General features: G+C 65.0%; 28 protein-coding genes. 19 read left to right on the top strand and 9 right to left on the bottom strand.

Translation table 11 applies throughout. From position 1 onward, the window contains the following. Positions 1 to 194: 194 nt before the first annotated feature. Complete coding sequence (locus tag H1S04_RS10645) at positions 195 to 1,790, top strand: peptide chain release factor 3 (protein ID WP_181745571.1); 1,596 nt, start codon at positions 195 to 197, stop codon at positions 1,788 to 1,790. Positions 1,791 to 1,921: 131 nt separating this feature from the next. After that, on the top strand, positions 1,922 to 2,290 hold the full coding sequence (locus H1S04_RS10640) for a hypothetical protein (RefSeq protein WP_181745570.1): 369 nt from the start codon (positions 1,922 to 1,924) through the stop codon (positions 2,288 to 2,290). A gap of 3 nt (positions 2,291 to 2,293) precedes the next feature. Here H1S04_RS10640 and H1S04_RS18675 read toward each other — a convergent pair whose 3' ends face one another. From H1S04_RS18675 to H1S04_RS10615, 5 genes are all read right to left on the bottom strand, one after another. Next, entirely contained in the window at positions 2,294 to 2,419 is a 126-nt protein-coding gene (locus H1S04_RS18675) for a hypothetical protein (RefSeq protein WP_255435576.1), read from the bottom strand. 70 nt (positions 2,420 to 2,489) lie between these two features. Continuing rightward, on the bottom strand, positions 2,490 to 3,794 hold the full coding sequence (locus H1S04_RS10630; RefSeq protein WP_181745569.1) for a pyruvate dehydrogenase complex dihydrolipoamide acetyltransferase: 1,305 nt from the start codon (positions 3,792 to 3,794) through the stop codon (positions 2,490 to 2,492). A 12-nt stretch (positions 3,795 to 3,806) separates the two neighbouring features. After that, positions 3,807 to 5,186, bottom strand: coding sequence for a pyruvate dehydrogenase complex E1 component subunit beta (locus H1S04_RS10625; protein ID WP_181745568.1), 1,380 nt, complete (start codon positions 5,184 to 5,186; stop codon positions 3,807 to 3,809). A gap of 14 nt (positions 5,187 to 5,200) precedes the next feature. Then, positions 5,201 to 6,238, bottom strand: a complete 1,038-nt coding sequence (gene pdhA, locus H1S04_RS10620; RefSeq protein WP_181745567.1) for a pyruvate dehydrogenase (acetyl-transferring) E1 component subunit alpha — start codon at positions 6,236 to 6,238, stop codon at positions 5,201 to 5,203. 88 nt (positions 6,239 to 6,326) lie between these two features. Continuing rightward, a complete protein-coding gene (locus H1S04_RS10615) occupies positions 6,327 to 6,620 on the bottom strand; it encodes a septum formation initiator family protein (RefSeq protein ID WP_181745566.1) in 294 nt (97 codons plus the stop codon). Between the two features lie 213 nt (positions 6,621 to 6,833). On the opposite strand from H1S04_RS10615, the gene H1S04_RS10610 reads away from it, so the two are divergent. Both H1S04_RS10610 and H1S04_RS10605 read left to right on the top strand, forming a co-directional pair. Continuing rightward, a complete protein-coding gene (locus tag H1S04_RS10610; protein WP_181745565.1) occupies positions 6,834 to 7,241 on the top strand; it encodes an NUDIX domain-containing protein in 408 nt (135 codons plus the stop codon). Positions 7,242 to 7,635: 394 nt separating this feature from the next. Continuing rightward, positions 7,636 to 7,860: a hypothetical protein gene (locus H1S04_RS10605; protein WP_220185197.1), complete on the top strand. Its 225-nt coding sequence runs from the start codon at positions 7,636 to 7,638 to the stop codon at positions 7,858 to 7,860. A gap of 91 nt (positions 7,861 to 7,951) precedes the next feature. Here H1S04_RS10605 and H1S04_RS10600 read toward each other — a convergent pair whose 3' ends face one another. Continuing rightward, complete coding sequence (locus H1S04_RS10600) at positions 7,952 to 9,250, bottom strand: acetylornithine deacetylase/succinyl-diaminopimelate desuccinylase family protein (protein WP_181745564.1); 1,299 nt, start codon at positions 9,248 to 9,250, stop codon at positions 7,952 to 7,954. Between the two features lie 119 nt (positions 9,251 to 9,369). Here H1S04_RS10600 and H1S04_RS10595 point away from each other — a divergent pair, with 119 nt between their 5' ends. From H1S04_RS10595 to H1S04_RS10535, 13 genes are read left to right on the top strand one after another with little or no spacing between them, the layout of a single operon-like run. Beyond that, a complete protein-coding gene (locus tag H1S04_RS10595) occupies positions 9,370 to 10,443 on the top strand; it encodes a hypothetical protein (protein ID WP_181745563.1) in 1,074 nt (357 codons plus the stop codon). Between the two features lie 7 nt (positions 10,444 to 10,450). Beyond that, on the top strand, positions 10,451 to 10,753 hold the full coding sequence (locus tag H1S04_RS10590) for a hypothetical protein (RefSeq protein WP_181745562.1): 303 nt from the start codon (positions 10,451 to 10,453) through the stop codon (positions 10,751 to 10,753). Positions 10,754 to 10,777: 24 nt separating this feature from the next. Then, positions 10,778 to 11,908, top strand: coding sequence for a hypothetical protein (locus H1S04_RS10585; protein ID WP_181745561.1), 1,131 nt, complete (start codon positions 10,778 to 10,780; stop codon positions 11,906 to 11,908). Next, positions 11,909 to 12,457, top strand: a complete 549-nt coding sequence (locus H1S04_RS10580; RefSeq protein WP_181745560.1) for a putative glycolipid-binding domain-containing protein — start codon at positions 11,909 to 11,911, stop codon at positions 12,455 to 12,457. After that, on the top strand, positions 12,458 to 14,392 hold the full coding sequence (locus tag H1S04_RS10575; protein WP_181745559.1) for an ATP-binding protein: 1,935 nt from the start codon (positions 12,458 to 12,460) through the stop codon (positions 14,390 to 14,392). After that, entirely contained in the window at positions 14,389 to 15,138 is a 750-nt protein-coding gene (locus tag H1S04_RS10570; protein ID WP_181745558.1) for a hypothetical protein, read from the top strand. Before H1S04_RS10575 ends, H1S04_RS10570 begins: the two co-directional genes overlap by 4 nt. Next, positions 15,135 to 16,601 carry a DUF6638 family protein gene (locus tag H1S04_RS10565; RefSeq protein WP_181745557.1) on the top strand — a complete coding sequence of 489 codons (1,467 nt, stop codon included), beginning with the start codon at positions 15,135 to 15,137 and terminating at the stop codon, positions 16,599 to 16,601. The genes H1S04_RS10570 and H1S04_RS10565 overlap by 4 nt, the downstream gene beginning before the upstream one ends. Before the next feature lie 3 nt (positions 16,602 to 16,604). Further along, on the top strand, positions 16,605 to 16,883 hold the full coding sequence (locus H1S04_RS10560) for a hypothetical protein (RefSeq protein WP_181745556.1): 279 nt from the start codon (positions 16,605 to 16,607) through the stop codon (positions 16,881 to 16,883). Positions 16,884 to 16,896: 13 nt separating this feature from the next. After that, on the top strand, positions 16,897 to 17,598 hold the full coding sequence (locus H1S04_RS10555) for a DUF1523 family protein (protein ID WP_255435575.1): 702 nt from the start codon (positions 16,897 to 16,899) through the stop codon (positions 17,596 to 17,598). Next, a complete protein-coding gene (locus H1S04_RS10550; RefSeq protein WP_181745555.1) occupies positions 17,565 to 17,825 on the top strand; it encodes a hypothetical protein in 261 nt (86 codons plus the stop codon). The genes H1S04_RS10555 and H1S04_RS10550 overlap by 34 nt, the downstream gene beginning before the upstream one ends. Before the next feature lie 20 nt (positions 17,826 to 17,845). Further along, the gene (locus tag H1S04_RS10545) at positions 17,846 to 17,989 is read left to right on the top strand and encodes a hypothetical protein (protein WP_181745554.1); all 144 of its coding nucleotides are present in this window, start codon (positions 17,846 to 17,848) and stop codon (positions 17,987 to 17,989) included. 48 nt (positions 17,990 to 18,037) lie between these two features. Beyond that, positions 18,038 to 18,979, top strand: coding sequence for a deoxyribose-phosphate aldolase (gene deoC, locus H1S04_RS10540; RefSeq protein ID WP_255435574.1), 942 nt, complete (start codon positions 18,038 to 18,040; stop codon positions 18,977 to 18,979). A gap of 8 nt (positions 18,980 to 18,987) precedes the next feature. Beyond that, positions 18,988 to 21,321: an aldehyde dehydrogenase family protein gene (locus H1S04_RS10535; RefSeq protein WP_181745552.1), complete on the top strand. Its 2,334-nt coding sequence runs from the start codon at positions 18,988 to 18,990 to the stop codon at positions 21,319 to 21,321. Between the two features lie 27 nt (positions 21,322 to 21,348). Here H1S04_RS10535 and H1S04_RS10530 read toward each other — a convergent pair whose 3' ends face one another. Next, the gene (locus tag H1S04_RS10530; protein ID WP_181745551.1) at positions 21,349 to 22,194 is read right to left on the bottom strand and encodes a transglutaminase family protein; all 846 of its coding nucleotides are present in this window, start codon (positions 22,192 to 22,194) and stop codon (positions 21,349 to 21,351) included. Continuing rightward, positions 22,194 to 22,619, bottom strand: a complete 426-nt coding sequence (locus H1S04_RS10525; RefSeq protein ID WP_181745550.1) for an OsmC family protein — start codon at positions 22,617 to 22,619, stop codon at positions 22,194 to 22,196. Before H1S04_RS10525 ends, H1S04_RS10530 begins: the two co-directional genes overlap by 1 nt. A gap of 79 nt (positions 22,620 to 22,698) precedes the next feature. Here H1S04_RS10525 and H1S04_RS10520 point away from each other — a divergent pair, with 79 nt between their 5' ends. Together H1S04_RS10520 and H1S04_RS10515 are read left to right on the top strand one after the other, a co-directional pair. Further along, on the top strand, positions 22,699 to 23,598 hold the full coding sequence (locus H1S04_RS10520; RefSeq protein WP_255435573.1) for a DMT family transporter: 900 nt from the start codon (positions 22,699 to 22,701) through the stop codon (positions 23,596 to 23,598). A gap of 109 nt (positions 23,599 to 23,707) precedes the next feature. Next, complete coding sequence (locus H1S04_RS10515) at positions 23,708 to 24,181, top strand: DUF305 domain-containing protein (protein WP_181745549.1); 474 nt, start codon at positions 23,708 to 23,710, stop codon at positions 24,179 to 24,181. 21 nt (positions 24,182 to 24,202) lie between these two features. Here H1S04_RS10515 and H1S04_RS10510 read toward each other — a convergent pair whose 3' ends face one another. Next, positions 24,203 to 25,357, bottom strand: a complete 1,155-nt coding sequence (locus H1S04_RS10510; RefSeq protein ID WP_181745548.1) for a deoxyguanosinetriphosphate triphosphohydrolase — start codon at positions 25,355 to 25,357, stop codon at positions 24,203 to 24,205. Positions 25,358 to 25,372: the final 15 nt, after the last annotated feature.

Below are 25,372 nucleotides of genomic sequence, written 5' to 3'. Positions count from 1 at the left end.
AAAAATCCTTGTTTTTCAGCACCCGTCAAAACCGATTGGTCCATTTTAGGCCGCGCGATGTGCCGTCCTCAGCCTGTGGTTGCGCCCAGCCGGCTGTCTCATTTCGTCGAGCGCGACGCGCGCCGGACGGGGGCTTTTCCCTTTGCGGGCAGGACGCAGGCGCGCTAGACGGCGCGGGCAGGAAAGGAAGTTCCATGACCAACCGCGCGCCCATGCCGCCCGAAATCGCCCGCCGCCGCACCTTCGCCATCATCAGCCACCCTGATGCCGGCAAGACGACCCTGACGGAAAAATTCCTGCTGTTCGGCGGGGCGATCCAGATGGCAGGCCAGGTGCGGGCCAAGGGCGAAGCGCGGCGAACCCGGTCCGACTTCATGAAGATGGAGCAGGACCGCGGAATTTCGGTCAGTGCTTCGGCAATGTCTTTTGACTACAAGGACTTCCGGTTCAATCTTGTCGATACGCCCGGCCATAGCGACTTTTCCGAGGACACCTATCGAACCCTGACGGCGGTGGATGCGGCGATCATGGTCATCGACGGCGCCAAGGGCGTCGAAAGCCAGACGCGCAAGCTGTTCGAGGTCTGCCGCCTGCGCGACCTGCCGATCCTGACCTTCTGTAACAAGATGGACCGGGAAAGTCGTGATACATTTGAAATCATTGATGAAATTCAAGAAAATCTGGCCATTGACGTGGCCCCGGCCAGCTGGCCCATCGGCGTCGGGCGCGATTTCATCGGCGCGTATGATCTGATCAACGACCGGTTGGAGATCATGGACCGCGCCGATCGCAACAAGGTCGCGGAAACGGTGAAGATCTCGGGCATCGACGACCCGAAACTTGCCGATCATATTCCCGCCGAGCTTCTGAACAAGTTGCGTGAAGAAATTGAAATGGCGCGAGAATTGCTGCCTACCTTTGACCGGAAGGCGTTTCTGGAAGGTCATATGACGCCGATCTGGTTCGGCAGCGCCATCAACAGCTTCGGCGTCCGCGAGTTGATGGACGGTATCGGCGATTATGGCCCCGAGCCGCAGCCGCAGAACGCCGCTGACCGCGAGATCGACCCGGAAGAACAGACGGTCACTGGCTTTGTCTTCAAGGTTCAGGCGAATATGGACCCCAAGCATCGCGACCGGGTGGCATTCGTGCGGCTGGCCTCGGGGCATTTCGAACGCGGCATGAAGCTGCTGCATGTGCGGTCGAAGAAGCCGATGGCGATCTCGAACCCGGTGCTGTTCCTCGCCGCCGACCGTGAGCTGGCCGAGGAAGCCTGGGCGGGCGACATCATCGGCATTCCGAACCACGGCCAGTTGCGCATCGGCGATGCGCTGACCGAGGGCGAGGCGCTGAAATTCACCGGTATCCCGTCCTTCGCGCCCGAGCTTCTGCAAACCGTGCGTGCCACCGACCCGATGAAGGCCAAGCATCTGGAAAAGGCGCTGATGCAATTCGCCGAGGAAGGCGCGGCGAAGGTCTTCAAGCCGGCCATCGGCTCGGGCTTCATCGTCGGCGTGGTCGGTGCCCTGCAATTCGAGGTGCTCGCCAGCCGGATCGAGCTGGAATACGGCATTCCGGTCCGCTTCGAGGGTTCGCAATTCACCAGCGCGCGCTGGATCTCGGGACCGAAGGACAAGGTCGAGGCCTTTGCCAACACCAACAAGCAGCATATGGCGACGGACCATGACGGCGATCTGGTCTATCTGACGCGCCTGCAATGGGACATCGACCGCGTGACCCGCGACCAGCCCGATCTGAAGCTGACCGCGACCAAGGAAATGATGGTCTGATCCCGGCGGCCAGCCGCGCAAGGTCGCGCCGGGGATTGCGTCAACGGAAGCCGGCTGTGGGTGAGCGGCTTGAATGCGGGCTGGCGCCGGTCCATTTATGATGGGAAGTCAGACCGGACGAGGGAGACGACATGCGCGTAGCAGCCTTGATGCTGGGGGTGATTGGCGGGTTGTTTGCCATGCTGATCGGGTTTTTCAGCTATGGTTACACCGAACTTGCCAGCCAGCACGCCGCCTTTGCCGAGACCTTCGGCGCGGTCGATCGCCCCGAACTGATCCGCACGGCCAGTTTTCTCGCGCCGCTTCTTGCGATTGCCGGGGGTGCGATGGCCCCGGCCCGCGCCTTGTGGGGTGGCATTCTGTTGCTGATTGCGGGCGGGTTGATCTATTACGCCTTCGGCTTCAGCGTTTTCACCATGTTTCCCATCGGCTTCTGCCTCACTGCTGGCCTGCTGGCCATCGCCGCCGGCCGCCCGGACGAGCCGAAAGCGCATTTCTGACGCCTAAAGCCGCTTTTCGAAGAACAGATCCGGGTAGGGATCGGGGCTGAAGCGTTCGATCTCGGCCCAGCCATGTCTGCGATAATACGCGCAGGCCTCGTGCTGCACGCTGTTGGTGTCCAGCCGCAACGCAAGGGGAAGGATCGCGCATGAAAAAAGGGGCCGTGCGGCCCCTTTTTTCTGTCATGGGCGGCGGGTCTCAGGCCAGCATCCCCATCGGGTTTTCCAGATGGTTGACGATCTTTTCCAGCAATTGCGCGCCGAGTGCGCCATCGATGACCCGGTGATCCACCGACAGCGTCATCGACATGACGTTGCGGATGACCACCTCGCCATTTTCGACGACGGGGGTCGGGATGCCCGCCCCCACCGCGAGGATCGCGCCATGGGGCGGGTTGATGACGGCGTCGAAATTCTCGATCCCGAACATGCCGAGATTCGAGATGGCGAAGCTGCCGCCCTGATATTCATGCGGGGCCAGCTTCTTGGTCTTGGCGCGGTTGGCCAGATCCTTCATCTCGGTCGAGAGCGTCGACAGCGTCTTCTGCTGGGCGTCGCGCAGGACCGGGGTGAACAGCCCGCCATCGATCGCCACGGCCACCGCCACATCCGAGGGCTTCAGCTTCAGGATCCGGTCGCCGGCCCAGACCGCGTTCGCGTCCGGCACGTCCTGCAAGGCAAGGGCGCAGGCCTTGATGATGAAGTCGTTGACCGACAGCTTCACCCCGCGATCCTCCAGCTGCTTGTTCAGCGTGGCCCGGAACTTCATCAGTTCGTCCAGCTTGGCCGAACGGCGCAGGTAGAAATGCGGGATGGTCGACTTGGCTTCGGACAGGCGCGCCGCGATGGTGCGGCGCATGCCGTCGAGCGCCACTTCCTCGGTCTCGCGGTCGGCATACATCTTGAGGATCACCTCGGCCGAGGGGCCGGCAGGCGCTGCGGCCTTGGCCGGCGCAGCCGCCGCCGGAGCGGCAGCCGCCGTCGCAGCGGGCGTCGCCGCAGCGCCGGGCTTGGCGCCGTCCACATCCGATTTCACGATGCGGCCATGCGGGCCGGAGCCTTTGACGGCGGCCAGATCCACGCCCTTTTCCGCCGCGATCCGCCGCGCGAGCGGCGAGGCGAAGATGCGACCGCCATCGGCGCTTTTGGCGGCGGCGGGGGCAGGCGCGGCAGCGGCCGCCGGGGCGGCGGGCGCCGCAGCAGCCGGCGCCGCGGCAGGGGCTGCGGCTTTGGGGGCGCTGCCGATATCGTCGGCGCTTTCGCCATCCTCCAGCAGCACCGCGATGGGGGTGTTCACCTTCACCCCCTGTTCGCCTTCCGCGATCAGGATCTTCCCGACCACGCCTTCATCAACGGCCTCGAATTCCATCGTGGCCTTGTCGGTCTCGATCTCGGCGATGATGTCGCCCGATTTGACGGTATCGCCTTCCTTCACCAGCCATTTGGCCAGCGTGCCTTCCTCCATGGTCGGAGAAAGCGCGGGCATCAGGATTTCCGTTGGCATGTCGCTTGCTCCTTACTTGTAGGTCACTTTTTTCACCGCCTCGACCACTTCGGCCGGGGTGATGAGCGCGTGCTTTTCAAGATTGGCTGCGTAAGGCATGGGCACGTCCTTGCCGGTGCAGTTGATGACCGGCGCGTCGAGGTAATCGAAGGCGTTTTCCATGATATAGGCCGAGAGGTGGTTGCCGATGGAGGCGACCGGGAAACCTTCCTCGACGGTGACGACGCGGTTGGTCTTCTTCACCGATTCCAGCACCGTGCCGTAATCCAGCGGGCGCAGGCTGCGCAGGTTGATCACCTCGGCGTCGATGCCTTCGGCGGCCAGCGTTTCGGCGGCTGCCAGCGCGTGACCCACGCTGATCCCGAAGCTGATCAGCGTCACATCCTTGCCGGGGCGTTCGATCTTGGCCTTGCCGAAGGGGATGGTGAAATCCTCGACCTCCGGCACTTCAAAGCTGCGGCCATACAGGATCTCGTTTTCCAGGAAGATCACCGGGTTCGGATCGCGGATCGCGGTCTTCATCAGGCCCTTTGCGTCAGCTGCCGAGTAGGGCATCACCACCTTCAGGCCGGGGATCTGCGCATACCAGGCGGCGTAGTCCTGACTGTGCTGGGCGCCGACGCGGGCGGCGGCGCCGTTCGGGCCGCGGAAGACCATCGGCGCGCCCATCTGGCCGCCCGACATGTACAGCGTCTTCGCGGCCGAGTTGATGATCTGGTCGATCGCCTGCATGGCGAAGTTGAAGGTCATGAATTCGACGATCGGACGCAGGCCGCCGAAAGCCGCGCCGACGCCGATGCCGGCAAAGCCGATCTCGGAAATCGGGGTATCGACCACGCGCCGCGGCCCGTATTTGTCCAGCAGGCCCTGGCTGATCTTGTAGGCGCCCTGATATTCGCCGACTTCTTCCCCCATCAGGAAGACGGTCTCGTCGCGGGCCATTTCCTCGTCCATGGCCTCGCGCAGGGCTTCGCGCACGGTCATGGTCTTCATCTTTGTGCCTTCGGGCCAGTCGGGACTGACATTGGCCGCCGGCGCTGGGGCCGGGGCGGCCTGCGCGGCGATGGTGGCGGGTGTGCTTTCGCTTTCGGTCGAGACCGGGGCAGAAGCCGCAGCGGGGGCGGGGGCGGCGATGTCATCGGCGCTTTCGCCTTCGTCGACCATCACCGCGATCGGGGTGTTGACCTTCACGCCCTGGGTGCCTTCCGCGATCAGGATCTTGCCGAGGATGCCTTCGTCCACGGCCTCGAATTCCATCGTCGCCTTGTCGGTTTCGATCTCGGCCAGGATGTCGCCGGCGCTGACCGTGTCGCCTTCCTTCTTCAGCCACTTGGCCAGTGTCCCTTCCTCCATCGTCGGGGACAGGGCGGGCATCAGGATTTCGGTTGCCATATCGTGTCCCTCCCTCAGGCGTTCTGGGTTGCCGGATCGTCGGCGTAGATGTCGGTCCAAAGCTCGTCCAGCGACGGCTCGGGGCTTTCTTTCGAGAATTCGGCGGCCTGGTTGACGATGTCCTTGATTTCCTTGTCGATCGCCTTCAGGTCGTCCTCGGTGGCATGCTTGCCCTGCAGCAGCAGTTCGCGCACGTTTTCGATGGCGTCGCGTTCGTCGCGCATCTTCTGCACCTCCTCGCGGGTGCGGTATTTCGCCGGGTCGGACATCGAATGGCCGCGATAGCGATAGGTCATCACCTCAAGGATATAGGGCCCCTTGCCGGCGCGGCAGTGGGCGACGGCCTTTTCGCCGGCGGCCTTGACCGCCAGAACGTCCATGCCGTCGACCTGTTCGCCCGCAATGCCGAATGCCTCGCCCCGGCCGAAGAAGCTGGTCGACTTGGTCGAGCGGCGGACCGACATGCCCATGGCGTATTGGTTGTTTTCAATGACGAAAATCACCGGGAGATCCCAAAGCTCGGCCATGTTGTAGGTTTCATAGACCTGCCCCTGGTTGGCGGCGCCGTCACCGAAATAGGTGAAGGTCACGCGGCCATTGCCCAGATATTTGTCGGCGAATGCCAGACCGGCGCCCAGCGGCACCTGCGCCGCCACGATGCCGTGGCCGCCGTAGAAATGCTTCTCCTTGGAGAACATGTGCATCGAGCCGCCCTTCCCCTTGGAATAGCCGCCCTCGCGCCCGGTCAGCTCGGCCATGACGCCGCCCGGATCCATGCCGCAGGCCAGCATATGGCCGTGGTCGCGGTAAGAGGTAATGCGCTTGTCGCCTTCCTCGGCCGCCGCTTCCAGGCCGACGACGACGGCTTCCTGCCCGATATACAGGTGGCAGAAGCCGCCGATCAGGCCCATGCCGTAAAGCTGGCCGGCCTTTTCCTCGAATCGGCGGATCAGCAGCATGTCGCGGTAGAATTTAAGCAGTTCGTCCTTCGAGACGTTCGGCGTGGCGCCTTTGTCTGCGGCGTCCTTGCTGGCAGCGGGTTTCCTGGCCATGCGGGCTCCTCCTGCGAAATAACGGGATAGTTCAGCGTTAAACTATCGTTAGCGCATCGGGAAACGGGCTGCAATCGGCGAAAATTACCTAACGGATGATGACCTCGTCGGGGCGCATCAGGCCCAGAACTTCGCGCGCGCGTTCGTCCAGAAGGTCGATATCCAGATAATCGTCCGAAAGCCGGTGGGTCAGGTTCTTCATCCGGTCGACCTCGGCCTGAAGGGCGGCGCGATCTGAACGCAACTGTTCGGTTTCGGCTTGCAGTTGAATCCGCCGCATCAGCCCGGACGGGCCCTGGACGGCGGCAAAGGCAAAATACAGGCTCGCCAATGCGGCCAGCAGAAAAATGACGATCGCCGAAAGCGACAGGCGCTGTGACATGGGCTGCCCCGGTTGCGGTCTTCTGAGGACCATTTGCGTCATATTTGCACGAATGCCGGCGCGGGGAAAGCGGCCCCGGCGGCAATTGCGGGGCACTCCATCGGCGGGAATTGGCCCAATTCGTCGCGGCGGCGCGCAGCACACGTCAAGATTGTTGCGATGCGGCCCCGGCTTTGCTTCCATATCGGGGCACGATGATGGGAGTGGGGACCCATGGACATCCATATTGCTGCCGCCGCGCTGATGCGGCCTGATGGGGCGACGCTGCTGGTGCGCAAGCGTGGAACCCATGCCTTCATGCAGCCCGGCGGCAAGATCGACGCCGGCGAGGCGCCGCTGGTGGCGCTGTATCGCGAGCTGGACGAGGAATTGGGCCTGCGTCCGGGCGGCGCCGCGGCGGTCTATATCGGCCGTTTCGAATCGGCCGCCGCGCATGAGGACGGCGCCCGCGTCATTGCCGAACTGTATCGGCTGGATATGGACGCCGAAATCAGCGCCCAGGCCGAAATCGAGGAAGCCCGCTGGATCCTGCCCGATGAACGCGACGGCTTCATCTTCGCGCCCCTGACCCGCGATCACGTGCTGCCGGCGATCTGGGGCGCCGAGGTGGTCGAGGCCTGACCGGCTGCGCTTGCATCTGAGATCTTCCGCCAGCCGGAAGCCACCGTTGCCCAAGTGCACGGCTCGGCAGATGTGACCCCTGCGACATGATGGCGCGACCGGGCGGTTTCAGCACCCCTTCGTATCAGAACCGGCCCCCCGGCGATCTGGGCCTGCGCCTGAACTGTCAGCGTGATGTCACCGGCGATTTTGCCGCTGAAGGGCGGGCTGCGTGGTGGTTGGTGGCCGCCGGACAGCTGAGGCTGACGTAACGTAAGTGTCACAAAATCATGCTTTAATTCTGCTGTCCTGATGGGTTCGGCGGAGGATGGCGCATCGCGATCTGAGGGCTTGATCCGTATCCCCGTCGAGACGAAAATGCCGCCATTGTATTTTATATGTTGGAGACACTGCCATGTCGACGAAGCGGCCCACCATTGCGGGCGACCACCTGTTTTCCCAAAGCGGAGAGTTCGACGGCCTGATTGGCGGCGATGTGACCGTCGCCAAGGGTGTCGAGCTGGTGCTGAAGGGACTCGTCAACGGCGATCTGCGTATCGAATCCGGTGCGGTGGTGCGGCTGGGCGCCATGGTTGGCGGACAGGTGTTCAACAACGGCGGCACGCTGCTGGCGGCCTAGGGGCTGCGGTCGCAGGTCATGTTCTGGAAACCCGGCGGGACATTTCCGGCGCCGAAATCAACTTCGCTCTGCCGCGGAGGAAAAATGTGGCTCAGCGGGCCGGGGACGATTGTTCTGGCCGACCAGAAAGCAGATCGGCCAGCACCAGCCCCATGACGCGGGCGCTGTCCAGCATGTCGGCGACGCCGATCCATTCATCGGGCTGATGGGCCATTTCCAGCACGCCGGGACCGTAAGCGATGCAGTTATGCAGCTTGCCGATGCGGTCGATATGCTTCTGATCATAGGTGCCGGGGCTGACCACGTAGCCCGCCTGAAGGCCCAGCACGCGCTCGATCGCGGCGGCGGTGGTGCGCACAATGGGCGCGTCGCGGTCGGTCATCGAGGGGATGACCTCGAACAGGTCGCGGATTTCATAGCGGAAGCTGGGACGGCGGCTGCGGACGCGCTCCATCAGCGCGGTGATTTCCTGTTTAACCTGCGACAGGTCTTCCTCGATCAGGAAGCGGCGGTCGATGGTGATCCGGCAGCGGTCGGCGACGCAGGGCGCGGGCAGGCCGGTGAATTCCGGTCCGAGATCGGGTTCGCCGCCATGGATCGAATTGATGTTCAGGGTCGAACTGCGCGCCCCGTCCGGGATCACCGGCATTTCCGTGCGTTTTCCAGCCAGCAGCGGCCAGAGCGTCGCCTCCATCTCCTCCAGCACGGCGCCCATGTGGCGGATGGCGCTGTCGCCCAGAAAGGGCATCGAGCCATGGGCGATGCGGCCATGGGTTTCGATCTCGGCCCACCAGACGCCGCGATGGCCGAGGCAGATGCGGTCCTTGTGCAGCGGTTCCGGGATGATGACGTGCTGGACATCGGCATAGACGCCCTGTTCGGCCAGAAAGGCGACGCCACCGTAACCGCCGGTTTCCTCATCCGCCGTGGCCGAGATCTCGACCCGGCCGGCATGGTCGGGGAAGGTGTCGACGAAGGCCTCGGCGGCGATGATGGATGCGGCGAGGCCGCCCTTCATGTCGCAGGCGCCGCGGCCATAGATGCGGTCTTCCTCGGCCACATACGCGGCCCCGAACGGATCGCGGGTCCAGCCATTACCGACCTCGACCACGTCATGATGGCTGTTGAAATGCACGCATTCGCCCGGTCGGCTGCCCTGCCTGCGCGCGATCAGGTTCCAGCGCGGATATTTCTGGCTGTCGCCGGGTGTGCCGGTGGCGCGGACCAGTTCGCAGGCGAAGCCCTTGGGCGCCAGCCGCGCCTCCAGATATTCGCAGATGTCGCGGTAATGCTGGCCTGGCGGGTTCAGCGTCGGGATACGGATCAGATCCTGGGTCAGGCGGATCAGATCGTCGCGGCGGGCAAGAATGGCGTCGGAAAGGATGTCCATGGCCGGCAGATTGGCGCGCGCCGGCGGCACTGTCCAGAAGGCGCGTTTTCAGGGAACGGGTCTTGTATGCCCGGCGTTTCAGCCTAAGGTCTTGGTGACTCAGGTTTCAGGGGGTAAGGATGGCATCGCTCGACCAGCAAATGACCGACACGCAGAAGCAGATCGTGCTGACGCAGCAGAAGATGGCCGAGGTGACCAGCCAGCTTGACCGCGCCACCGCCCGCGCCGGCGTGACCGAACCCGGCATCGACATCGCCAACGCGACGCTGGCCGATGTGAACGCCCATACCGAGGTGATGAATGCCAATATCGCCGAGCTTATCATGGGGCTTGACGATGTGACCGCCGGTTTCTCCAAGGATTTCGCCGAAATGCGGTCGAAGACCGGGTGGGAGAAATTCGTCGGCATCTTCGCCGGCGGCAAGTCCGAGGCGATGCGGCAGGAGCGTCTGCGCACCGCCTCGATCGACGACAAGCTGCAGGACCTGATCGCGAAATCCGATGTGATCACCCGGCTGTTGCAGGACCAGTTGAACCAGCTGAACGACCAGAAGGCCAAGGTCGAGGCCAACCTGACAGGGACGCTGGACGAGCGCGAGGCGACCGTGGACACGCTCGAATCGCTGCGCGAGCGGATCAAGGCCATGGACCCCAGACTGATCGAGCTGGAAAACAAGGTCGCCACCACCACCGACCCCTCGGACCGCACCCGGCTGGAGACCGAGCTGGCCAATGCCAACAAGGAGCATAACGCGCTGGTGCAGGACGAGCAGGTTGCGCTCGCGAAGTCGCAGACGCTGGAACGCTATATCGAGGCCGGCAAGACCTGGGTCGACAGCCTGCAGAACCAGGCGGCGACGCAGATGGTGCTGATCAACAAGCTGCAGACAGATACCAAGCAGCGGGTGGTTCTGTATGACGCGCTGACCAAGTCGCTGAAGACCGCCCAGCAGCAGGACGTGGCCCACCGCATCAACGAGATCGGCGTGAAAACCGATCAGGAGGCGCAGGCCCAGATGGCCGCCATCGGCACCGCCACCAACGACCGCATGGCCGACATGCTGGAGGCCCATGGCGATCACATGGTCTTCGCCCGCAAGGTGCTGGAAGAAAAAGCCAAGGCGGATGAGCGCTTTGCGCGCCGCTTCTCGGAAATCGTCGAAAAGCACGACAAGAACCTTTACGGGGGCTGAGGCCTCTGTGGCGCGCGTCCGTTCCCCCACCCTGTGGCGCGATTTCGTGTCGCCCCCCTGGCTGGCCGCCTTGCTGATGGTCAGCCTGCTGGTCATGGGGGCGTGCGCGGGACTGCCCTGGCTGATTAAGCTGGGCACTGTCGCGTTGTTTCTTCTGGTGCTGCGCAGGCTGATTTTCTTCGGCCCGTTCACGCCATTTTCCCAAGGCTGGCTGTTCTGGCTGTTCGGCCCTGCGGTTGATGGCGTGCCGGTCCGGTTCACCGGAGTGCCACGCGGGCCAGATCTTCGAGACTGTCTTCGTCGCCCATGAGGGGCAGGGAAAGGTTTTGGTACCATGGCTGAAACGGGCACGCTGGACGCCGATCACAGGCAGCTTGACGACGACCTGATCGCCCGGCGCTATTTCGAAAAGCTGCGGCTGATCTATGCGACGCTGCCCTCGGTGCTGGCGGAAACCGTGCGCGACCGCATCTTCACCCAGATCGAGACCGAGGTGATCCAGTCCTATCTGCACGCGATGCTGGAATCGGTTCAGGCGCTGTCGATGAAATATCTCGTCTCGGGCCGGGTCGAGGGGCCTTTGCGCCGTTTCCTGACCATCGACATTCACGAATCGGGCTATCCGGTCTGGTCCGAGATCGCGCAGATGGCAGCGGATGCGGCGCAGGCCTCGGCGGAACTTGCGCGGACGCCGGATGCAGATCAGATCAAGGACGACATGATCCGCCAGATCGTGGGCGACCTGACCATCCCGACGCGGCTGCAATATGCGCTGTCGCAGCGGTTCTATTACGAATCGCTGGCCAGGGGCGGGATGTTCTGGCCGCAGATGCATCCGCAGGGCTATTGGCTGTCCGATGCCGGAAACCGGCGGCGCTGGTTGATCCACTGGGCCGTCTATGACAGCCAGCTGAATGTGCCCGTGCTGTATCTGATGGACTGCGACGACAGCGGCCGCCGCCCCCTGGTCGAGGACAGCAGACGCTGGCCCGAGGTCCGCGCGCATCTGCTGGCGCAGTCGGTCACCTCGCTGCAGCTGCTGACCATTGCGCAGGGGTTCGACCGCGATTTCAGCAATCTTCACCCGCATCGGCTGCGGCGCATCTTGCTGGGGCCGATCTATTCGCAGCAATTCACCACCCAGGAAGGCCCGATCCGCGAGGTATTGGAAAACGCCCGCGCTCCCTCGGGCGAGGATTGGGCGATGGCACTGACCATCGAGGATCTGCAGGCCGAGCGGGCGATCATGGAATCCTCGGGCTTCTTCGGCGTGACCGAGCGTCAGATTTTCAGGCTGGACCCGCTGGATCAGGGCGGCGCGGGGCAGGGGGCGACGGCGGTGGAACGCGCGCTGATCCTGCCCGCGCGCCCCTATCAGGCGCTGGCGGAACTGGATCCGCCGGGTTTTCGGAGCATGCGGAAATATGTGCCGCTGCCGGGCGGCGGCGCGCGGGGCTATCGCTGAATGGCGGGGGACCCGCAGATCCTGTGGCGCAGGCTGGACCTGCCTGGCCATGACGCCTGCCGGATCCGGCAGGCGGGGGATGTGCCGGGATTGGACGGCGTGGCTGTCTGGCGCGACCCGGCCGGGCCTGCGCATCTGACTTATCTGGTCGCCTGCAATCCCGATTGGGTCACCCGCTCCGTCCGGGTGCAGGGCACGGTCGGCCCGTGCGAGCTGAACCTGTCGATCCACCGGCAGGACAGCGGCGAATGGCGGCTGAATGGCGAAAGCCTGCCGGATTTCAACGGGCTGCAGGATATCGATCTGGGCTTTACGCCCGCCACCAACACGCTGCCGATCCGGCGGCTGCGTGCCGCGCATCAGGACCGGGCCGAGATCGCCGCCGTCTGGCTCGACCCGGCGGATTGGACGTTGAAAGCCCTGCCGCAGACCTATCAGCGCGGGGATGCCGGGTGGCGCTATACCTCGCCCGGATTCGCCACCGAATTGACCGTCGATGCCGATGGCTTTGTCACCGATTACCCGGCTTTGTGGACCAAAGAGGATTGAATGGACGTTCGCACCGAAATGGAACTGCCCGAGGCCGAGATCCGCAGCCATTATCCGCAGGCGCTGTCGGCGCTGACGGGCTTTGACCATGCGCCCCGGCTGGCGAAGGCGGCACCCCCGGCCAGCCTGCCCGAACGCTCGCCCGGCATTCCGCGCACGACCCGCTTCCGCTCCACGACGCCGGGACTGGCCGGGCGCGCGGTGGCCACGCAGCGCCCCGAAGGCATTCAGCTGATCGACCGGATCGAGGGGGTGGGGGGCGACGATCTGGCCTCGCCCGCCGCGGCCACCGTCTCGCGCGCGCTGCGCCGGGCCCTGGCGATCTCGCTTGCGGTGGTCGATGAGGTGGCGGCGCGATCTGGCGCGGCGGAGCTGAAACGCGCCAATCTGGAAGGCCGCCTGCCGCCCGAAAAGCGCGGCGAGTTTGCCGAACTGCTGGCGGTGGAGTCGCTGGCCGCGCTGTCGGTTTTCGCCAATGCGACCAGCTTTCTTCTGGCCGAACATGCTGGCCCCGAAACCGTCGAGGGCATCACCACCGACGAGATCCTGACCGACAACCCGACCGCCGCCCTGCAGGGTGCCCTGTGGGAGATGGACCAGAACCTCGCCCGCCACGCGCAGGACGACAAGGCCCTGATCGCCACCGTGCTGGCCTATGCCGAGGGGCTGGCGGCCGCCGTTCAGGCCCGCGCCGAAACCGCGCCGCGCACCGGCGCCTTCACCGGCGCCAGCTGGCGCGTGGCGGCGGATGATTTCCCGATCTCGGGTTTCGCGCCCGCCACCAAGGCGCGCGGCAAGCCGGTGCAACTGGCCTTCAAGAAGCCCGAGGAGGTCGTCGGCAACGCCATCGCCAAACACCAGATGATGCGCCTGTCGCGGATGCTGGTCGCATATGATTTCGACCGCCGGATGAACCCTTTCGTCGAACTGGGGGGCTTCACCTATACCTTCCTCGGCGATGGCAAGCCCGGCACCGGCAAGACGACACTCATCCAGATGATGGCCGGGCTGATCAACGATTACTGCACGGTGGGCGGCTATCCCTTCCGCTATGCCAACCTGTCGATCGACAATGTCGACAGCTATCAGGGCAAGTCGGGGCAGAATGCGCGTGCTTTCATCAACTCGGTGATCGACCCCGGCGTGATCGGCTTCGGCACCATTGACGATATCGACCAGATCGCCGGCAAGCGCGGCGACAAGCAGTCCTCCAGCGGCCAGCAGGAAATCACCGCCGTGCTGATGGAGGCTTTTGCCGGGGCCTCGACCATCGTGCGCGGCAATGCGACCTTCGGGATGTTTTCCAACTATGCCGAATCCATCGACGACGCGCTGCGACAGCGCGCGGGGGGCCGTTTCCTCATCGACGGGCCGAAAACGCAGGCCGATTACATCGACATCCTCGCCCTGCTGCTGGGCAAGCGCCACGAGATCCCCGTGGGCGACCATGAATTGATGAAGGCGCAAGCCATCAAGACCGCCGTCGCCGACAGTCTGGAGGCCCATAACCGCCCGCAGGAGGCGGGTCTCGCGCAGGTCTGGGACGAGGTCGTGAGCCGCCTCGGCCCGCTGGAGTCGCTGGCAGATTTCGGCGCCTATCTGCACGCGATCAGCCTGGCTGACGAACGCTTCACCGGCCGCGCGATCAAGAACATCACTGACGCCATCAAGGCCCGCGCGATGGATTTCGACATGCCCGATGAATGGTTCGAGACGCCCGAGCCGTTCCTGCATCAACCCTACGAGAAGAAGCTGGAAATGATCTCGGCGCTTCGCAAACCCATCACCACCGAGATGCTGGCCCAGGAAATCAACCGCTATGCCGATAGCGAGTGGCGCTATGCGGATTCGAGCGACGAAACCGCGATTGAGGACGCCGTGCGCGGCATGGAACGCATGGCCGAGGCTCGCCGCCGCTTCGAGGGCAATGGGTGAGGCCCGGCCGCATCAACACCCTGCCGATCTGGGTTGGTGCTGCGCTGACGGCGACGGTGCTGGGCTGCGTCATCTGGGCAGGGCTGTCGCCGATCTGCGATGCCGCGGGCGCCTGCGCGCCGCGCTGGAAGCTGCTGGCCAATGCCCCCGCGAACGAGTTGGGCGATACGCTGTCCGGTGTGGGCAGCGTGCTGGCCTTCATCTGGGTGATCGTGACCGTCTGGATGCAGTCGATCCAGCTGCAATTGCAGCGCCGCGACATGCACGCGCAGCAGGCCGAAACCCGCCGCATGACCGAGGCCACGGTCGTTCAGGCCCGCATCTATCAGCAGGAACAGGACGAACGCGCCGAGGATCGCGCCGGCAAGGAACTGGAGGCCCTGGTCGACCGGCTCCTGACCTCGGCGGAATTCATGCAGTCCTGGGATGGCAGCGGCCCGCTTTTTGCCGAGCAACTGAAGATCAAGGATGAGGCGCGCCGTTTCGATGCGGTGCTGGACAGGATGATCCTCGAAGGGCGCGCGGTGTTGTCGCGGGTCGCGGGCGGCGAGGCGTTGCTGCGGCTGACCCCCGATGATGCGCGTCAAGTGGCGCTGTATCTGGACGAAATCGACGCGATCCAGCCCCGGCTCAGCCGCGCTGACCGAATCTGGCTGACGAAGTTTGAACTGGCGCAGGCGACGAAGGTGCTGGATGATCTTCTGGCGCAACCTGCACTTTGGACTGACGCGACAGAGGGACCATGAAACGCCTGATCGAAAAAGGCCTGATGTTCGGCAACATGATCCGGGTCGACAGCCCGGCATGGGTGGCGCGCTATAACCGGGCGCTGAAGTTGGTCACCGGACGCGAGACTGCGTTGACGGAATTCCATATCGACCTCGCCGGCTTCTCGCCCGAGATCGGGGACGAATTGGGCGATCTGGACTATCTCAACCCCGAAGGCGCGCATCGCCAGTTCATCCTGCTGACCACCGAACAGAAGACCGCGCCCCTGCTGAACGCGGATCTCTCGGTCCTGCGCGAGTTGCTGAAGCAGTTCATCCACGACAATGAAAGCCAGCTGTTCAGCCTGACCGCCCGCGATGCCGTGGTGGGCGAGATGGACGACATGGTCTGGCAGGTGAAGACGCCGGCCGATCTGCTGCAGATCAACCGCATCCGCATCAGCGCCGACACCACCGGCAATCATGTCGCGAGCGCCGACAAGCTGACGGCGCTCATCCAGCGTTTCCGAACCGAGCCGGGGGCCTGGTATGATGACGTGCTGATCGCGCGGATGATCGAGCAGGCCAAGGAAACCGGCGATGTGATCCGCAACCCGGTCCATCTGGATGTGGGCGAATATGACGTGCCGGATTTCTGGACTTCGCTGTTCGGCGGCGTCTATGTGTTCCGCAGCCCGCGCGAGAAGGCGATGATCTTCACCGATGCATCGATTTTCACCGATCCGAAATACGACCTCCATCTGCCTGATGTGAAGGTGATGGCCCTGCAGGACAGCAATGCGGTCGCGATGTGGCTGGCGCGCAATGCCCTGGCCGAGCCGATCATCACCGCCAAGGGTGCCGACGGGGCGGCGATCCTGCGCCAGAAGATCGACTTCATTCTGGTGGATGCGGCGACGAAGCTGGGCATTGATACCGGCGACGGCACGCGCTCGGCGCTCAGGCGGGCGGCGGCGCGGATGGGGGCGGGGCTCCCGCCCGAGATCCGCGGCCTGTCGGCGCTGTTGCGCTATGCCGAGGAAGGCGGCGCATGGCCGGTCATCGACAGCGCCGATCCGGCCTATTTCTATGCCATTCGCGCCAGCGCGGGGCCGGCGCGCGACCTGGTCAACCAGCTGCTGACGGAACTCGCGCCGCATGATGTGCGCGCCCTGTTCATCATGCACAAGCCATTGTTCTACAAGCGTTACCAGGCCTGGGACGAGGCGAAGAAGGAATATGTCGCCAACCAGCTGGCGCGCGAATACCAGATCGACAAGCAAGGCACGCGCGAGGCGCTGTTCGGCCCCGAACCGGGCATGGAGGAACCGTCCCCGTCGGCCGCGTCCGCCGCCGGTCCATGGGGGCCCGTTCGCGCGGCCTCGGGGGCCAAGCTGACCGAGGCCGTCACCGGCTGGCGCTCGGGCGCGGGCGGGTTGCGCGACCGCGCCGACCCGGTGGTGCCGTCAAAGCCCGCCCTGCGCGGCCCATGGGGGAAATGACGCATGGCCATCATCCGGCTGGCACTGATCCTGTTCGTGATCGAGGCGATCTTCTATGCCCTGCTCACCGTCTATCTGCGCTCGACCAAGACCGAAGCGCTGGAGGAGGAGTGGGACCGCCGCCATCCCGAACGCGCCGGCGACAGCGAGGAACGAAGGGCCTTCGTGCGGCGTTCGATGGTCGGGTTTCAAAAAACGCTGAAGGCCCGGCTGGTCGCACTGGTCTTTGTCATTCCCACGATCGTCATTGCGGTGATCGCCTGGGTCGTGAACGTTCAATAAGGGGGCATCGCCCATGATGCATTATGTCAAGGTCACTCTGGGCGTCCTGCTGGGCGTCACGGTATTTCTGTTTCTGGATTACGCGCTGCCCAGCAAGAACACGGTGCGCATCACCAACACCTATAACCGGCTGACGGATATCGGCGCCAACGCGATCTTCTATGCCTCGAACGATACCGGTACGGTCGAAAACGCCGCCGGTCAGCGCGACATCCGCTTCATCGAAACGGTGCGGCCGAACGGCAAGGTCTTCGTCTATCGCAACGAGGATACCGGCTGGATCTGGCCGCCCTATTTCAAGTATGACAGCTCGAACCTGCAGGCCGAGGCGACGAATTACCGCTCCGACGCGAACAACCCGCAATGGGTCAGCGTCACCGCCTATGGCTGGCGGATTCCGTTCCTGTCGGTCTATCCGAACGCGATTTCGATGAAGCCGGTCGCGAGTTCGCAGGAATCGCCGCTGAACTGGCCCGCCATGCTGATCCTTGCGGTTCTGGGCGCCTTTCTCGCGCTTATCTGGCGGATGTGGAACCAGTTCCGCGAACGCACTATTGATCCGACCGCGCGGAAAGTCTCGGACGCGGTGGACCGCGCCGATGCCCGCGCCGACGCCGCCATGGACCGCGTCTCGCAGGAGTTCACCGAGGCACGCCAGGGTTTCACCGGCTGGTTGGACACGTGGAAGGGCAAGCCCCGCGATCCGAAGCGATAGGCGCAGCGCCCCACCTGCTGGAATGGGTGGCGCTCGACCCCGCCCATGCAGGCCACCCGGCGGCGCGCTGCCTGCACCGGCAGGACCCGCCGATCTACGCCTTCGCCAGCACCGTCGTAACCGTGCAGGAACTGGTGCGTGCAGGCGCCGGAATCTGGGTGAGGCCCTGCCTGATCGGCGATCTCGATCCGCGCTGGCACCTGCGAGCGAGATCATTGAGGAACTGACCGAGACGCAATACCTCGTCATGCATGCCGATGACCGCCAGCTGCCGCATATCCGCATGCTGAGCGACCGGCTGGCCGCGGTCCATACCGAGAATGCCGGGTTGCTGGCCGTTGCACGGCCCCTGCGTCAGTCGCGTCGCGCAACCCTTGCCGCACGGATGTGAGGCAGATACCTTACCGGCCTGAACTGACGCGAGAACATCATGTCTGCAATGACGCCCAACCCCGGCACGGATCTGACGCCCGAATGGTTCGACCAGATCCGCATCAACACGCCTGCGGTCGAACGCCGGGCCGCCAGCTTGCCCGCGCGGCGCAGCCTGAAGAAGGAATGGCAGGCGGCCTGGATCCTGAACGCGATCCGCTGCATCGACCTGACCACGCTGGCGGGCGACGATACCGAAGACCGGGTGGCGCGGCTCTGCGCCAAGGCGATGCAACCCATCGCGCCCGATCAGCTGGCCGCGATGGGGGTGGAGCGGCCGACCACCGGGGCGGTCTGCGTCTATCCGACCATGGTGGAGGCGGCAAAACGCGCGCTCGGCAATTCCGGGATTCCGGTGGCCAGCGTCGCCACCGGCTTTCCCGCCGGGCTGATGCCCTTGGATCTGCGCCTGGCCGAGATCCGCTATGCGCTCGATCAGGGCGCGGACGAGATCGATATCGTGATTACCCGCGCCCATGTGCTGCAGGGCAACTGGACGGCGCTTTATGACGAGATGCGGGCCATGCGCGAGGCCTGCGGGCCGGCGAAGATGAAGGCCATTCTGGCCACCGGCGATCTGAAATCGCTGGAAAATGTGGCCAAGGCCAGCCATGTCGCCATGCAGGCGGGGTCGGATTTCATCAAGACCTCGACCGGCAAGGAGGGTGTGAACGCGACGCTGCCGGTGTCGCTGGTGATGGTGCGCGCGATCCGCGATTATCAGGATCAGACCGGCCATAAGGTCGGGTTCAAGCCAGCGGGCGGCCTCAAGACCTCGAAAGACGCGATTGCCTGGCAGGTGCTGATGAAGGAGGAACTCGGCGATGACTGGACCCGGCCCGACCTGTTCCGCATCGGCGCAAGCTCGCTTCTGGGCGATCTGGAGCGCCAGATCAGCCATTTCGTGACCGGCCGTTATGCCGCGTCCCACCGCCTGACCATGGCCTGAGGGAAAACATGCCGACTGTGAGCGAGATCATGCAAACGATGGAATACGGCCCCTCGGTAGAGGACAGCGGCGCCGTGCGCGACTGGCTGAAGGCGCATCCGAGCTTTGGCCATTTCATCAACGGCGCCTTCACCCCGCCGGGCCGGACCTTCCCTTCGGTGAACCCGGCCACGGGCGAGGATCTCGCCCGGATTACCCAGGGCACCGCCGAAGATGTCGAGGCCGCCGTCAAGGCTGCCCGCAAGGCGCAGCCGAAATGGGCAGCGCTTCCGGGGCACGCGCGGGCGAAGTTCCTCTATGCCATCGCCCGCACCATCCAGAAGCGCGAACGCTTCCTGTCGGTGCTGGAAAGCATGGATAACGGCAAGCCGATCCGCGAAAGCCGCGATGCGGACATCCCGCTGGTGGTGCGCCATTTCTACCACCACGCCGGCTGGGCCGAGATGCTGGCCGATGAGTTTCCCGGCCATTCGGCCATCGGGGTGGCGGGCCAGATCATCCCGTGGAACTTCCCGCTGCTGATGCTGGCCTGGAAGATCGCGCCCGCGCTGGCGGCGGGCAATACGGTGGTGCTAAAACCGGCCGAATATACCTCGCTGACCGCGCTTGCCTTCGCCGAGATCTGTCAGGAAGTCGGGCTGCCCAAGGGCGTCGTCAATATCGTCACCGGCGACGGCGAGACGGGGGCGGCCATCGTGGCCTCGGATGTGGACAAGATCGCCTTCACCGGCTCGACCGAGGTTGGACGGGCCATCCGCGCCGCCACCGCCGGGACGGGCAAGCGGCTGACGCTGGAGCTGGGCGGCAAATCCCCCTTCATCGTGATGGAGGATGCCGATCTGGATGCCGCCGTCGAGGGCGTGGTGGATTCGATTTGGTTCAATCAGGGGCAGGTCTGCTGCGCCGGCTCGCGCCTTCTGGTGGCGGAATCGGTCGCCCCGCGTTTCGAGGCGCTGTTGCAGCGCCGTCTGGCGATGCTGCGGGTGGGGGCGCCCCTGGACAAGTCCACCGATGTCGGGGCCATCGTCCATCCGGTCCAGAAGCAGCGCATTCTGGACATCACCGCGAAAGCCGTGGCCGCCGGCGCCGATCTGATCGGCGGCGCACCCGCCGAGGCCTGCTTCATCGCGCCCGGCTATCTGCGTCAGGTCTCGCCCGCCAACCCGGCATGGAGCGAGGAGATCTTCGGCCCCATCGCCACCCTGACCACCTTCCGCACCGCGGATGAGGCGATCAGCCTGGCCAATAACTCGTCATACGGGCTGGCGGCGCTGATCTGGTCGGAAAGCGCCACCGTCGCGACCGATCTGGCTGCCTCGGTCAAGTCGGGCGTGGTCTGGATCAACGGCGCGAACATGTTCGACGCCGCCGCCCCTTTCGGCGGCATGCGCGAATCCGGCTATGGCCGCGAGGGTGGGCGCGTGGGGATGCTGGACTATCTCACCGGTCCCAAGGTCAGGCCGGCCTCGGAAAAGCCTGCCGGCCCGCTGACGGCGGCGCTGGATGGCGCGGCCTCGGGCGCGGAGATCGACCGGACCGGGAAGCTGTATATCGGCGGCGCGCAGAAGCGCCCCGATGGCGGGGCCAGCTATCGCGCGGCCTCGGGCGATCTGGTGCCCTTCGGCAACCGCAAGGATATCCGCAACGCGGTCGAGGCGGCGAAGAAAGCTGGCAAATGGGCCGCGATGGGCGGCCACGGGCGCGCTCAGGTGCTGTATTTCATCGCCGAAAACCTGTCGCTGCGCCGCGATGAACTGGCGAAGAAACACGGCGGCAAGGCCGTCGATGCGGCGATCCAGCGGCTGTTCTACTATGCGGCATGGGCCGACAAGTTCGATGGGCTGAATGTGCAGACGAAGCCCGGCTATCTGGTCAACGTGATCCCGGAGGCCTTCGGAACGGTCGGCATCGTCTGCCCCAACGACGCGCCCTTGCTGGGCTTCATCAGCCTTGTCGCCCCGGCGATTGCCATGGGCAACAGCGTGGTGGTGATCCCGGCCCAGGACGACCCGGTCGCGGCCTTCGATCTGGCGCAGGTCTTCGACACCTCGGACCTGCCCGGCGGCGTGGTCAATATCGTGTCCGGCCCCAAGGACGAACTGGCGGCGGTGCTGGCCGCGCATGAGGATGTGGCGGCGCTGTGGTATTGCGGGATCGATGGAGCAGCGGCGGTCGAGAAGGCCTCGACCGGGAACCTCAAGCCGGTCTGGTCCTTCGCCAACCGCGACTGGACCGGGGCCGCAGGGCAGGGGCGTGCTTTCCTCGATCATGCGGTTCAGTGGAAGACCGTCTGGCTGCCCTATGGGGCGCTGCCCGCGGGCACCGGCAGCATCGTTTACTGAGCCACGGCGGGGTAGACCCCGCCTTTTTCACGCTGGGGCCGCCTGTGGCGGGATGATCCTGCCCGCCGCGTCGACCTCGTCGGTGATGACGGTGAAATTCACCAGCTGGTGCTGGCCGAAGCTGGAAATCAGCGCCACATCGCCCGCGTCACGGCCATAGCCCACCGCGATGCGGCCGATCCGGGGCATGTTGTTGCGGGGGTCGAAATTCCACCACCGCCCCGACAGATAAACCTGAACCGAGGCGGCAAAATCCATCGGATCGGGCGGGGGCCGGATGCCGATATCGCCCAGATAGGCGTTGACGTAACGCGCGGGAATATTCAGTGACCTGCACATTCCGATCGCCAGATGGGCAAAGTCGCGGCAGACGCCCTTGCCCTGTTCCAGAGCGTCGAAGGCCGTCCGACTGGCATCGGCATCCTGGTAATTGAAGGTGATATGGTCATGCACCCAGTCCATGATGGTCTGGACGCGCCCCCAACCGGCAGGCTCCTGTCCGAACAGGTCCCAGGCCGCCGCGCTGACCCGGTCCGTATCGACATAGCGCGAGGCCATGAGGAAGGTCAGCACGTCATCCGGCAACGCCTCGATCGGCATTTCCTGTGCGTCGGGCAAGGCGGGTTCGGCCAGGCCGCTATCGGCGATGACGGCCGTCTGGGTCATGCGGAACCGCCCCGCCGGGGCGGTCAACCGGCGGCAGGCATTACCGTAGCCATCCAGATAGGTCGCGAAGGGAATGGCGGGATCGGTGCTGAAGGCCTCGATCCCGCGCAGGTCGATCTGTCGTTCGGGCCGCGCCGACATCTGCAGGATCAGCGGCAGCGGCCCATCGGATTCTATGGTGATGTCGTATCCGTATCGGATCAGCATCAGGCGATGGTCAGATCGAGGGTGATTTCGGCCTTCATCAGTTTCGACACCGGGCAGCCGGCCTCGGCGTCGCGGGCGGCCTGCTCAATCGCGGTGCGGTCACCATTGCCGGCGATGCGCACGGTCAGCGCGGCCTTGGTGATGGAAAAGCCCCCCGACGGGTCCTTGTCCAGGCTGACTGCCGAGGTGGTTTCGATCGTCACATCGGTGATCCCGGCCTGCGCCAGGCCGCCCGACAGCGCCATCGAGTAGCAGGCCGCATGGGCCGCGCCGATGAGTTCCTCGGGATTGGTGCCGGGCTTGTCCTCGAAGCGGGTGGCGAAGCCGTAAGGCTCGTTCGACAGCACGCCCGACTGGGTTGAGACCTCGCCCTTGCCCTCGCGGATATTGCCTTGCCATTTGGCGGAACCGGTCTTGGTAATCATTTCGTCCTCCTGTATCTGCAATCTAACGCGGCCGGGGGCCGCGGGTTCACCGATTTGCTGAAAGATAGGTGCGGCGCGGATGGTTTTGCCCGTTTACGAGCTTGCGGCCATCGGTGCCGCCATATGCTGGGCGATGACAGGCCTCATGGTGGCCCCGCCGTTGCAGCGGCTGGGCACATTCGCCTTCAACTGCTACCGGCAGGTTTTCACCGCGCTGGTGCTGGTGCTGATCGTCTGCCTGGGCGGGTTGTGGGATGACATCACCCCGGCGCAGGTCTGGCCGCTGGTGCTGTCCGGCATCATCGGGATATTCGTGGGCGACACCCTGCTGTTTGCCACCGTGAGCCGGCTGGGGCCGCGCCGGGGCGGGGCGCTGTTTGCGTTGAATGCGCCCATGGCGGCGATCCTCGGCTGGGCGCTGCTGGGCGAAAGCCTCAGCGCGCAGGCATGGCTTGGGGTGTTCTTATGTGCGGCGGGCGTCGGCCTCGCGGTGCTGGGGCGCCCCGGCCAGAGCGGCACCCACAGTTTCGAGGCGGTGCGCGGCTCGGTCGCGCTGGCGATCCTGCTGGGACTGATCGCGGCGCTGGCGCAGGCGGCGGGGTCGCTGATCGCCCGGCCGGTGATGGAACAGGGCGTCGATCCCTTCGCCGCCAGCCTGATCCGGGTCAGCACGGCGGCGATCTGCCTGTCGGCACTGGTCGCGCTGCCGATCCAGAAGGTAAAACCGCAGGGCAAGCTGGATCTGCGCCTGTTCGCCTTGCTGGCCGGGTCGGGCATCCTTGCCATGGCCATCGGCATGTCGCTGCTGCTGTTCGCGCTGCAGGGCGGCAAGGTCGGGATCGTGTCGACGCTGTCGGCGCTGTCGCCGGTCTTCATCCTGCCCGGCCTGTGGATCGTGACCGGGACCCGGCCCAGCGCCACCAGCTGGCTGGGGGCGGCGGTCGCGGTTGCGGGCATGGCGCTGATCTTCCTGCGCTGAGCCACTCACGCCGATGACACGGGGTTATGAGCGTCCGTCCGGCGAACCCCGGAAGGCGGTCCGGCGTTGGCTTGAGGAAAGCCCGGCAAATGCAGCGAAAGGATATGCCATGAACCGCGCCCGATTGACCTCGATCATGCTGGCGGCGACCCTGGCGGTCCCGGCAGCCATGGCCCAGACCGCAAGCGATGCCCCCTCGACGCCCCCCGCGCCGCCGATGCAGATGCAGGCTGCGCCTGAAGGCGCCACCGCCTCGACCGTCGCCTATGTCGAAGCGATGAATGCCATGCATCGCGACATGGCGATTCCCTATTCGGGTGATGCCGATATCGACTTCATGCGTGCCATGATCCCGCACCATCAGGGCGCGGTGGCCATGGCACGCATCGCGCTCGAACAGGGCGATGATCCCGAAGTCAGGCAGTTGGCCGAGCAGGTGATCGCCGCGCAGGAGGCCGAGATCGCCTTCATGCAGGCCTGGCTGGAGAAGAACGATCCGTCCTACAAACCGCCCCCGCGCGAGGGCGTCGACGCGCCCGAAGGTGCCGCCGCGGGCGAGGCCGCCCCGAAGGCCGCGAATTAGGCCCTGGCCCGCGCCGGGGGGTCAGCCCTTGGCGCAGAGCCGTTCCCATTCCGCCATCGCATAGCGGTCGGTCATGCCGGCGACGTAATCCAGCACGATCCGGGCGCGCTCGGTCTCGGTCGCGGCGAAGGCCTCGGGGCGCCAGTGCTCGGGCAGCATTTCCGGGTTCGACATGAACAGCGGGAACAGGTCGTTCAGCATTCCGGTGACCAGTTGGCGTTCGTCCACGACCGAGGGCGCGCGATACATGCGCGTGAACAGGAAGGACTTGATCGCCTTCAGGTTCTGATACAGCGGCTTGGAAAAGCGGATGATCGGGCCGTCCATGTGGCGGATCTCGTCCACCGATTTCGGCTGCAGCGCGGCCAGCCGGTTCTGCGCCACGGCGATCACGTCCTCGACCATGACGCCGAAGACACGGCGCAGCGCCTCGTGACGGCGGCGGTCGAGATCGAGGCCGGGGTGCTTGTCATCGACCTCGGCGAAGGCGGGGCCGACGACCGGCAGCTCGGCCAGATCGGCCTCGGTGAACAGCCCGGCGCGAAGGCCGTCATGCAGGTCGTGGTGGTTATAGGCGATATCGTCAGCGACCGCCGCGACCTGCGCCTCCGCGCTGGCATTGGTCTGCAGCTCCAGATCCCACTGGGCATTGACCTCGGCAAGCGCATAGGGATAAGGCGCGCTGACCGGACCGTTATGCTTGGCGATGCCCTCCAGCGCCTCCCAGGTCAGGTTCAGTCCGTCGAAGCCGGCATAATGACGCTCCAGCCGGGTGACGATGCGCAGGGCCTGCGCATTATGGTCGAAACCACCATAAGGGGCCATCAGCAATGCCAGCGCGTCCTCGCCCGTATGACCGAAGGGCGGATGGCCGAGGTCGTGGGCCAGGGCGACGGTTTCGGCCAGATCGGTGTTCAGGCCCAGCGTGCCCGCGATGGTGCGCGCGACCTGCGCCACCTCGATCGTGTGGGTCAGTCGGGTGCGGAAATAATCCCCGCGATAGGCGTCGCCTTCCTGTTCGACGAAGACCTGGGTCTTGTGCTTCAGCCTGCGGAAGGCCGAGGAATGGATGATCCGGTCGCGGTCGCGCTGCCAGGGGCTGCGAAAGCTCGACAGGCTTTCGGGGTGCAGCCTTCCGCGGCTGTCCTGGGGGTGGCTGGCATAGGGCGCGGTCATGCGGGTTCCTTGCAG

The organism is Paracoccus sp. S1E-3 (genome assembly GCF_013868135.1).
Lineage (GTDB): Bacteria > Pseudomonadota > Alphaproteobacteria > Rhodobacterales > Rhodobacteraceae > Paracoccus.
Note: the sequence above shows the minus strand (reverse complement) of the source record. Positions and strands in the feature narration are given on the sequence as shown.

Bases quoted from the DNA above. Each gene is read 5' to 3' on its own strand.
- H1S04_RS10565 (WP_181745557.1), top strand. From the start codon at position 15,135: ATGAAACGCCTGATCGAAAAAGGCCTGATGTTCGGCAACATGATCCGG.
- H1S04_RS10625 (WP_181745568.1), bottom strand. From the start codon at position 5,186: ATGGCAACCGAAATCCTGATGCCCGCCCTGTCCCCGACGATGGAGGAA.
- H1S04_RS10545 (WP_181745554.1), top strand. From the start codon at position 17,846: ATGCATGCCGATGACCGCCAGCTGCCGCATATCCGCATGCTGAGCGAC.
- H1S04_RS10575 (WP_181745559.1), top strand. From the start codon at position 12,458: ATGGACGTTCGCACCGAAATGGAACTGCCCGAGGCCGAGATCCGCAGC.
- H1S04_RS10530 (WP_181745551.1), bottom strand. From the start codon at position 22,194: ATGCTGATCCGATACGGATACGACATCACCATAGAATCCGATGGGCCG.
- H1S04_RS10600 (WP_181745564.1), bottom strand. From the start codon at position 9,250: ATGGACATCCTTTCCGACGCCATTCTTGCCCGCCGCGACGATCTGATC.
- deoC (WP_255435574.1), top strand. From the start codon at position 18,038: ATGACGCCCAACCCCGGCACGGATCTGACGCCCGAATGGTTCGACCAG.
- H1S04_RS10535 (WP_181745552.1), top strand. From the start codon at position 18,988: ATGCCGACTGTGAGCGAGATCATGCAAACGATGGAATACGGCCCCTCG.
- H1S04_RS10645 (WP_181745571.1), top strand. From the start codon at position 195: ATGACCAACCGCGCGCCCATGCCGCCCGAAATCGCCCGCCGCCGCACC.
- H1S04_RS10580 (WP_181745560.1), top strand. From the start codon at position 11,909: ATGGCGGGGGACCCGCAGATCCTGTGGCGCAGGCTGGACCTGCCTGGC.
- H1S04_RS10630 (WP_181745569.1), bottom strand. From the start codon at position 3,794: ATGCCAACGGAAATCCTGATGCCCGCGCTTTCTCCGACCATGGAGGAA.
- H1S04_RS10605 (WP_220185197.1), top strand. From the start codon at position 7,636: ATGTCGACGAAGCGGCCCACCATTGCGGGCGACCACCTGTTTTCCCAA.
- H1S04_RS10585 (WP_181745561.1), top strand. From the start codon at position 10,778: ATGGCTGAAACGGGCACGCTGGACGCCGATCACAGGCAGCTTGACGAC.
- H1S04_RS10555 (WP_255435575.1), top strand. From the start codon at position 16,897: ATGATGCATTATGTCAAGGTCACTCTGGGCGTCCTGCTGGGCGTCACG.
- H1S04_RS10595 (WP_181745563.1), top strand. From the start codon at position 9,370: ATGGCATCGCTCGACCAGCAAATGACCGACACGCAGAAGCAGATCGTG.
- H1S04_RS10610 (WP_181745565.1), top strand. From the start codon at position 6,834: ATGGACATCCATATTGCTGCCGCCGCGCTGATGCGGCCTGATGGGGCG.
- H1S04_RS10560 (WP_181745556.1), top strand. From the start codon at position 16,605: ATGGCCATCATCCGGCTGGCACTGATCCTGTTCGTGATCGAGGCGATC.
- H1S04_RS10510 (WP_181745548.1), bottom strand. From the start codon at position 25,357: ATGACCGCGCCCTATGCCAGCCACCCCCAGGACAGCCGCGGAAGGCTG.
- H1S04_RS10615 (WP_181745566.1), bottom strand. From the start codon at position 6,620: ATGTCACAGCGCCTGTCGCTTTCGGCGATCGTCATTTTTCTGCTGGCC.
- H1S04_RS10640 (WP_181745570.1), top strand. From the start codon at position 1,922: ATGCGCGTAGCAGCCTTGATGCTGGGGGTGATTGGCGGGTTGTTTGCC.
- H1S04_RS10520 (WP_255435573.1), top strand. From the start codon at position 22,699: ATGGTTTTGCCCGTTTACGAGCTTGCGGCCATCGGTGCCGCCATATGC.
- pdhA (WP_181745567.1), bottom strand. From the start codon at position 6,238: ATGGCCAGGAAACCCGCTGCCAGCAAGGACGCCGCAGACAAAGGCGCC.
- H1S04_RS10515 (WP_181745549.1), top strand. From the start codon at position 23,708: ATGAACCGCGCCCGATTGACCTCGATCATGCTGGCGGCGACCCTGGCG.
- H1S04_RS10525 (WP_181745550.1), bottom strand. From the start codon at position 22,619: ATGATTACCAAGACCGGTTCCGCCAAATGGCAAGGCAATATCCGCGAG.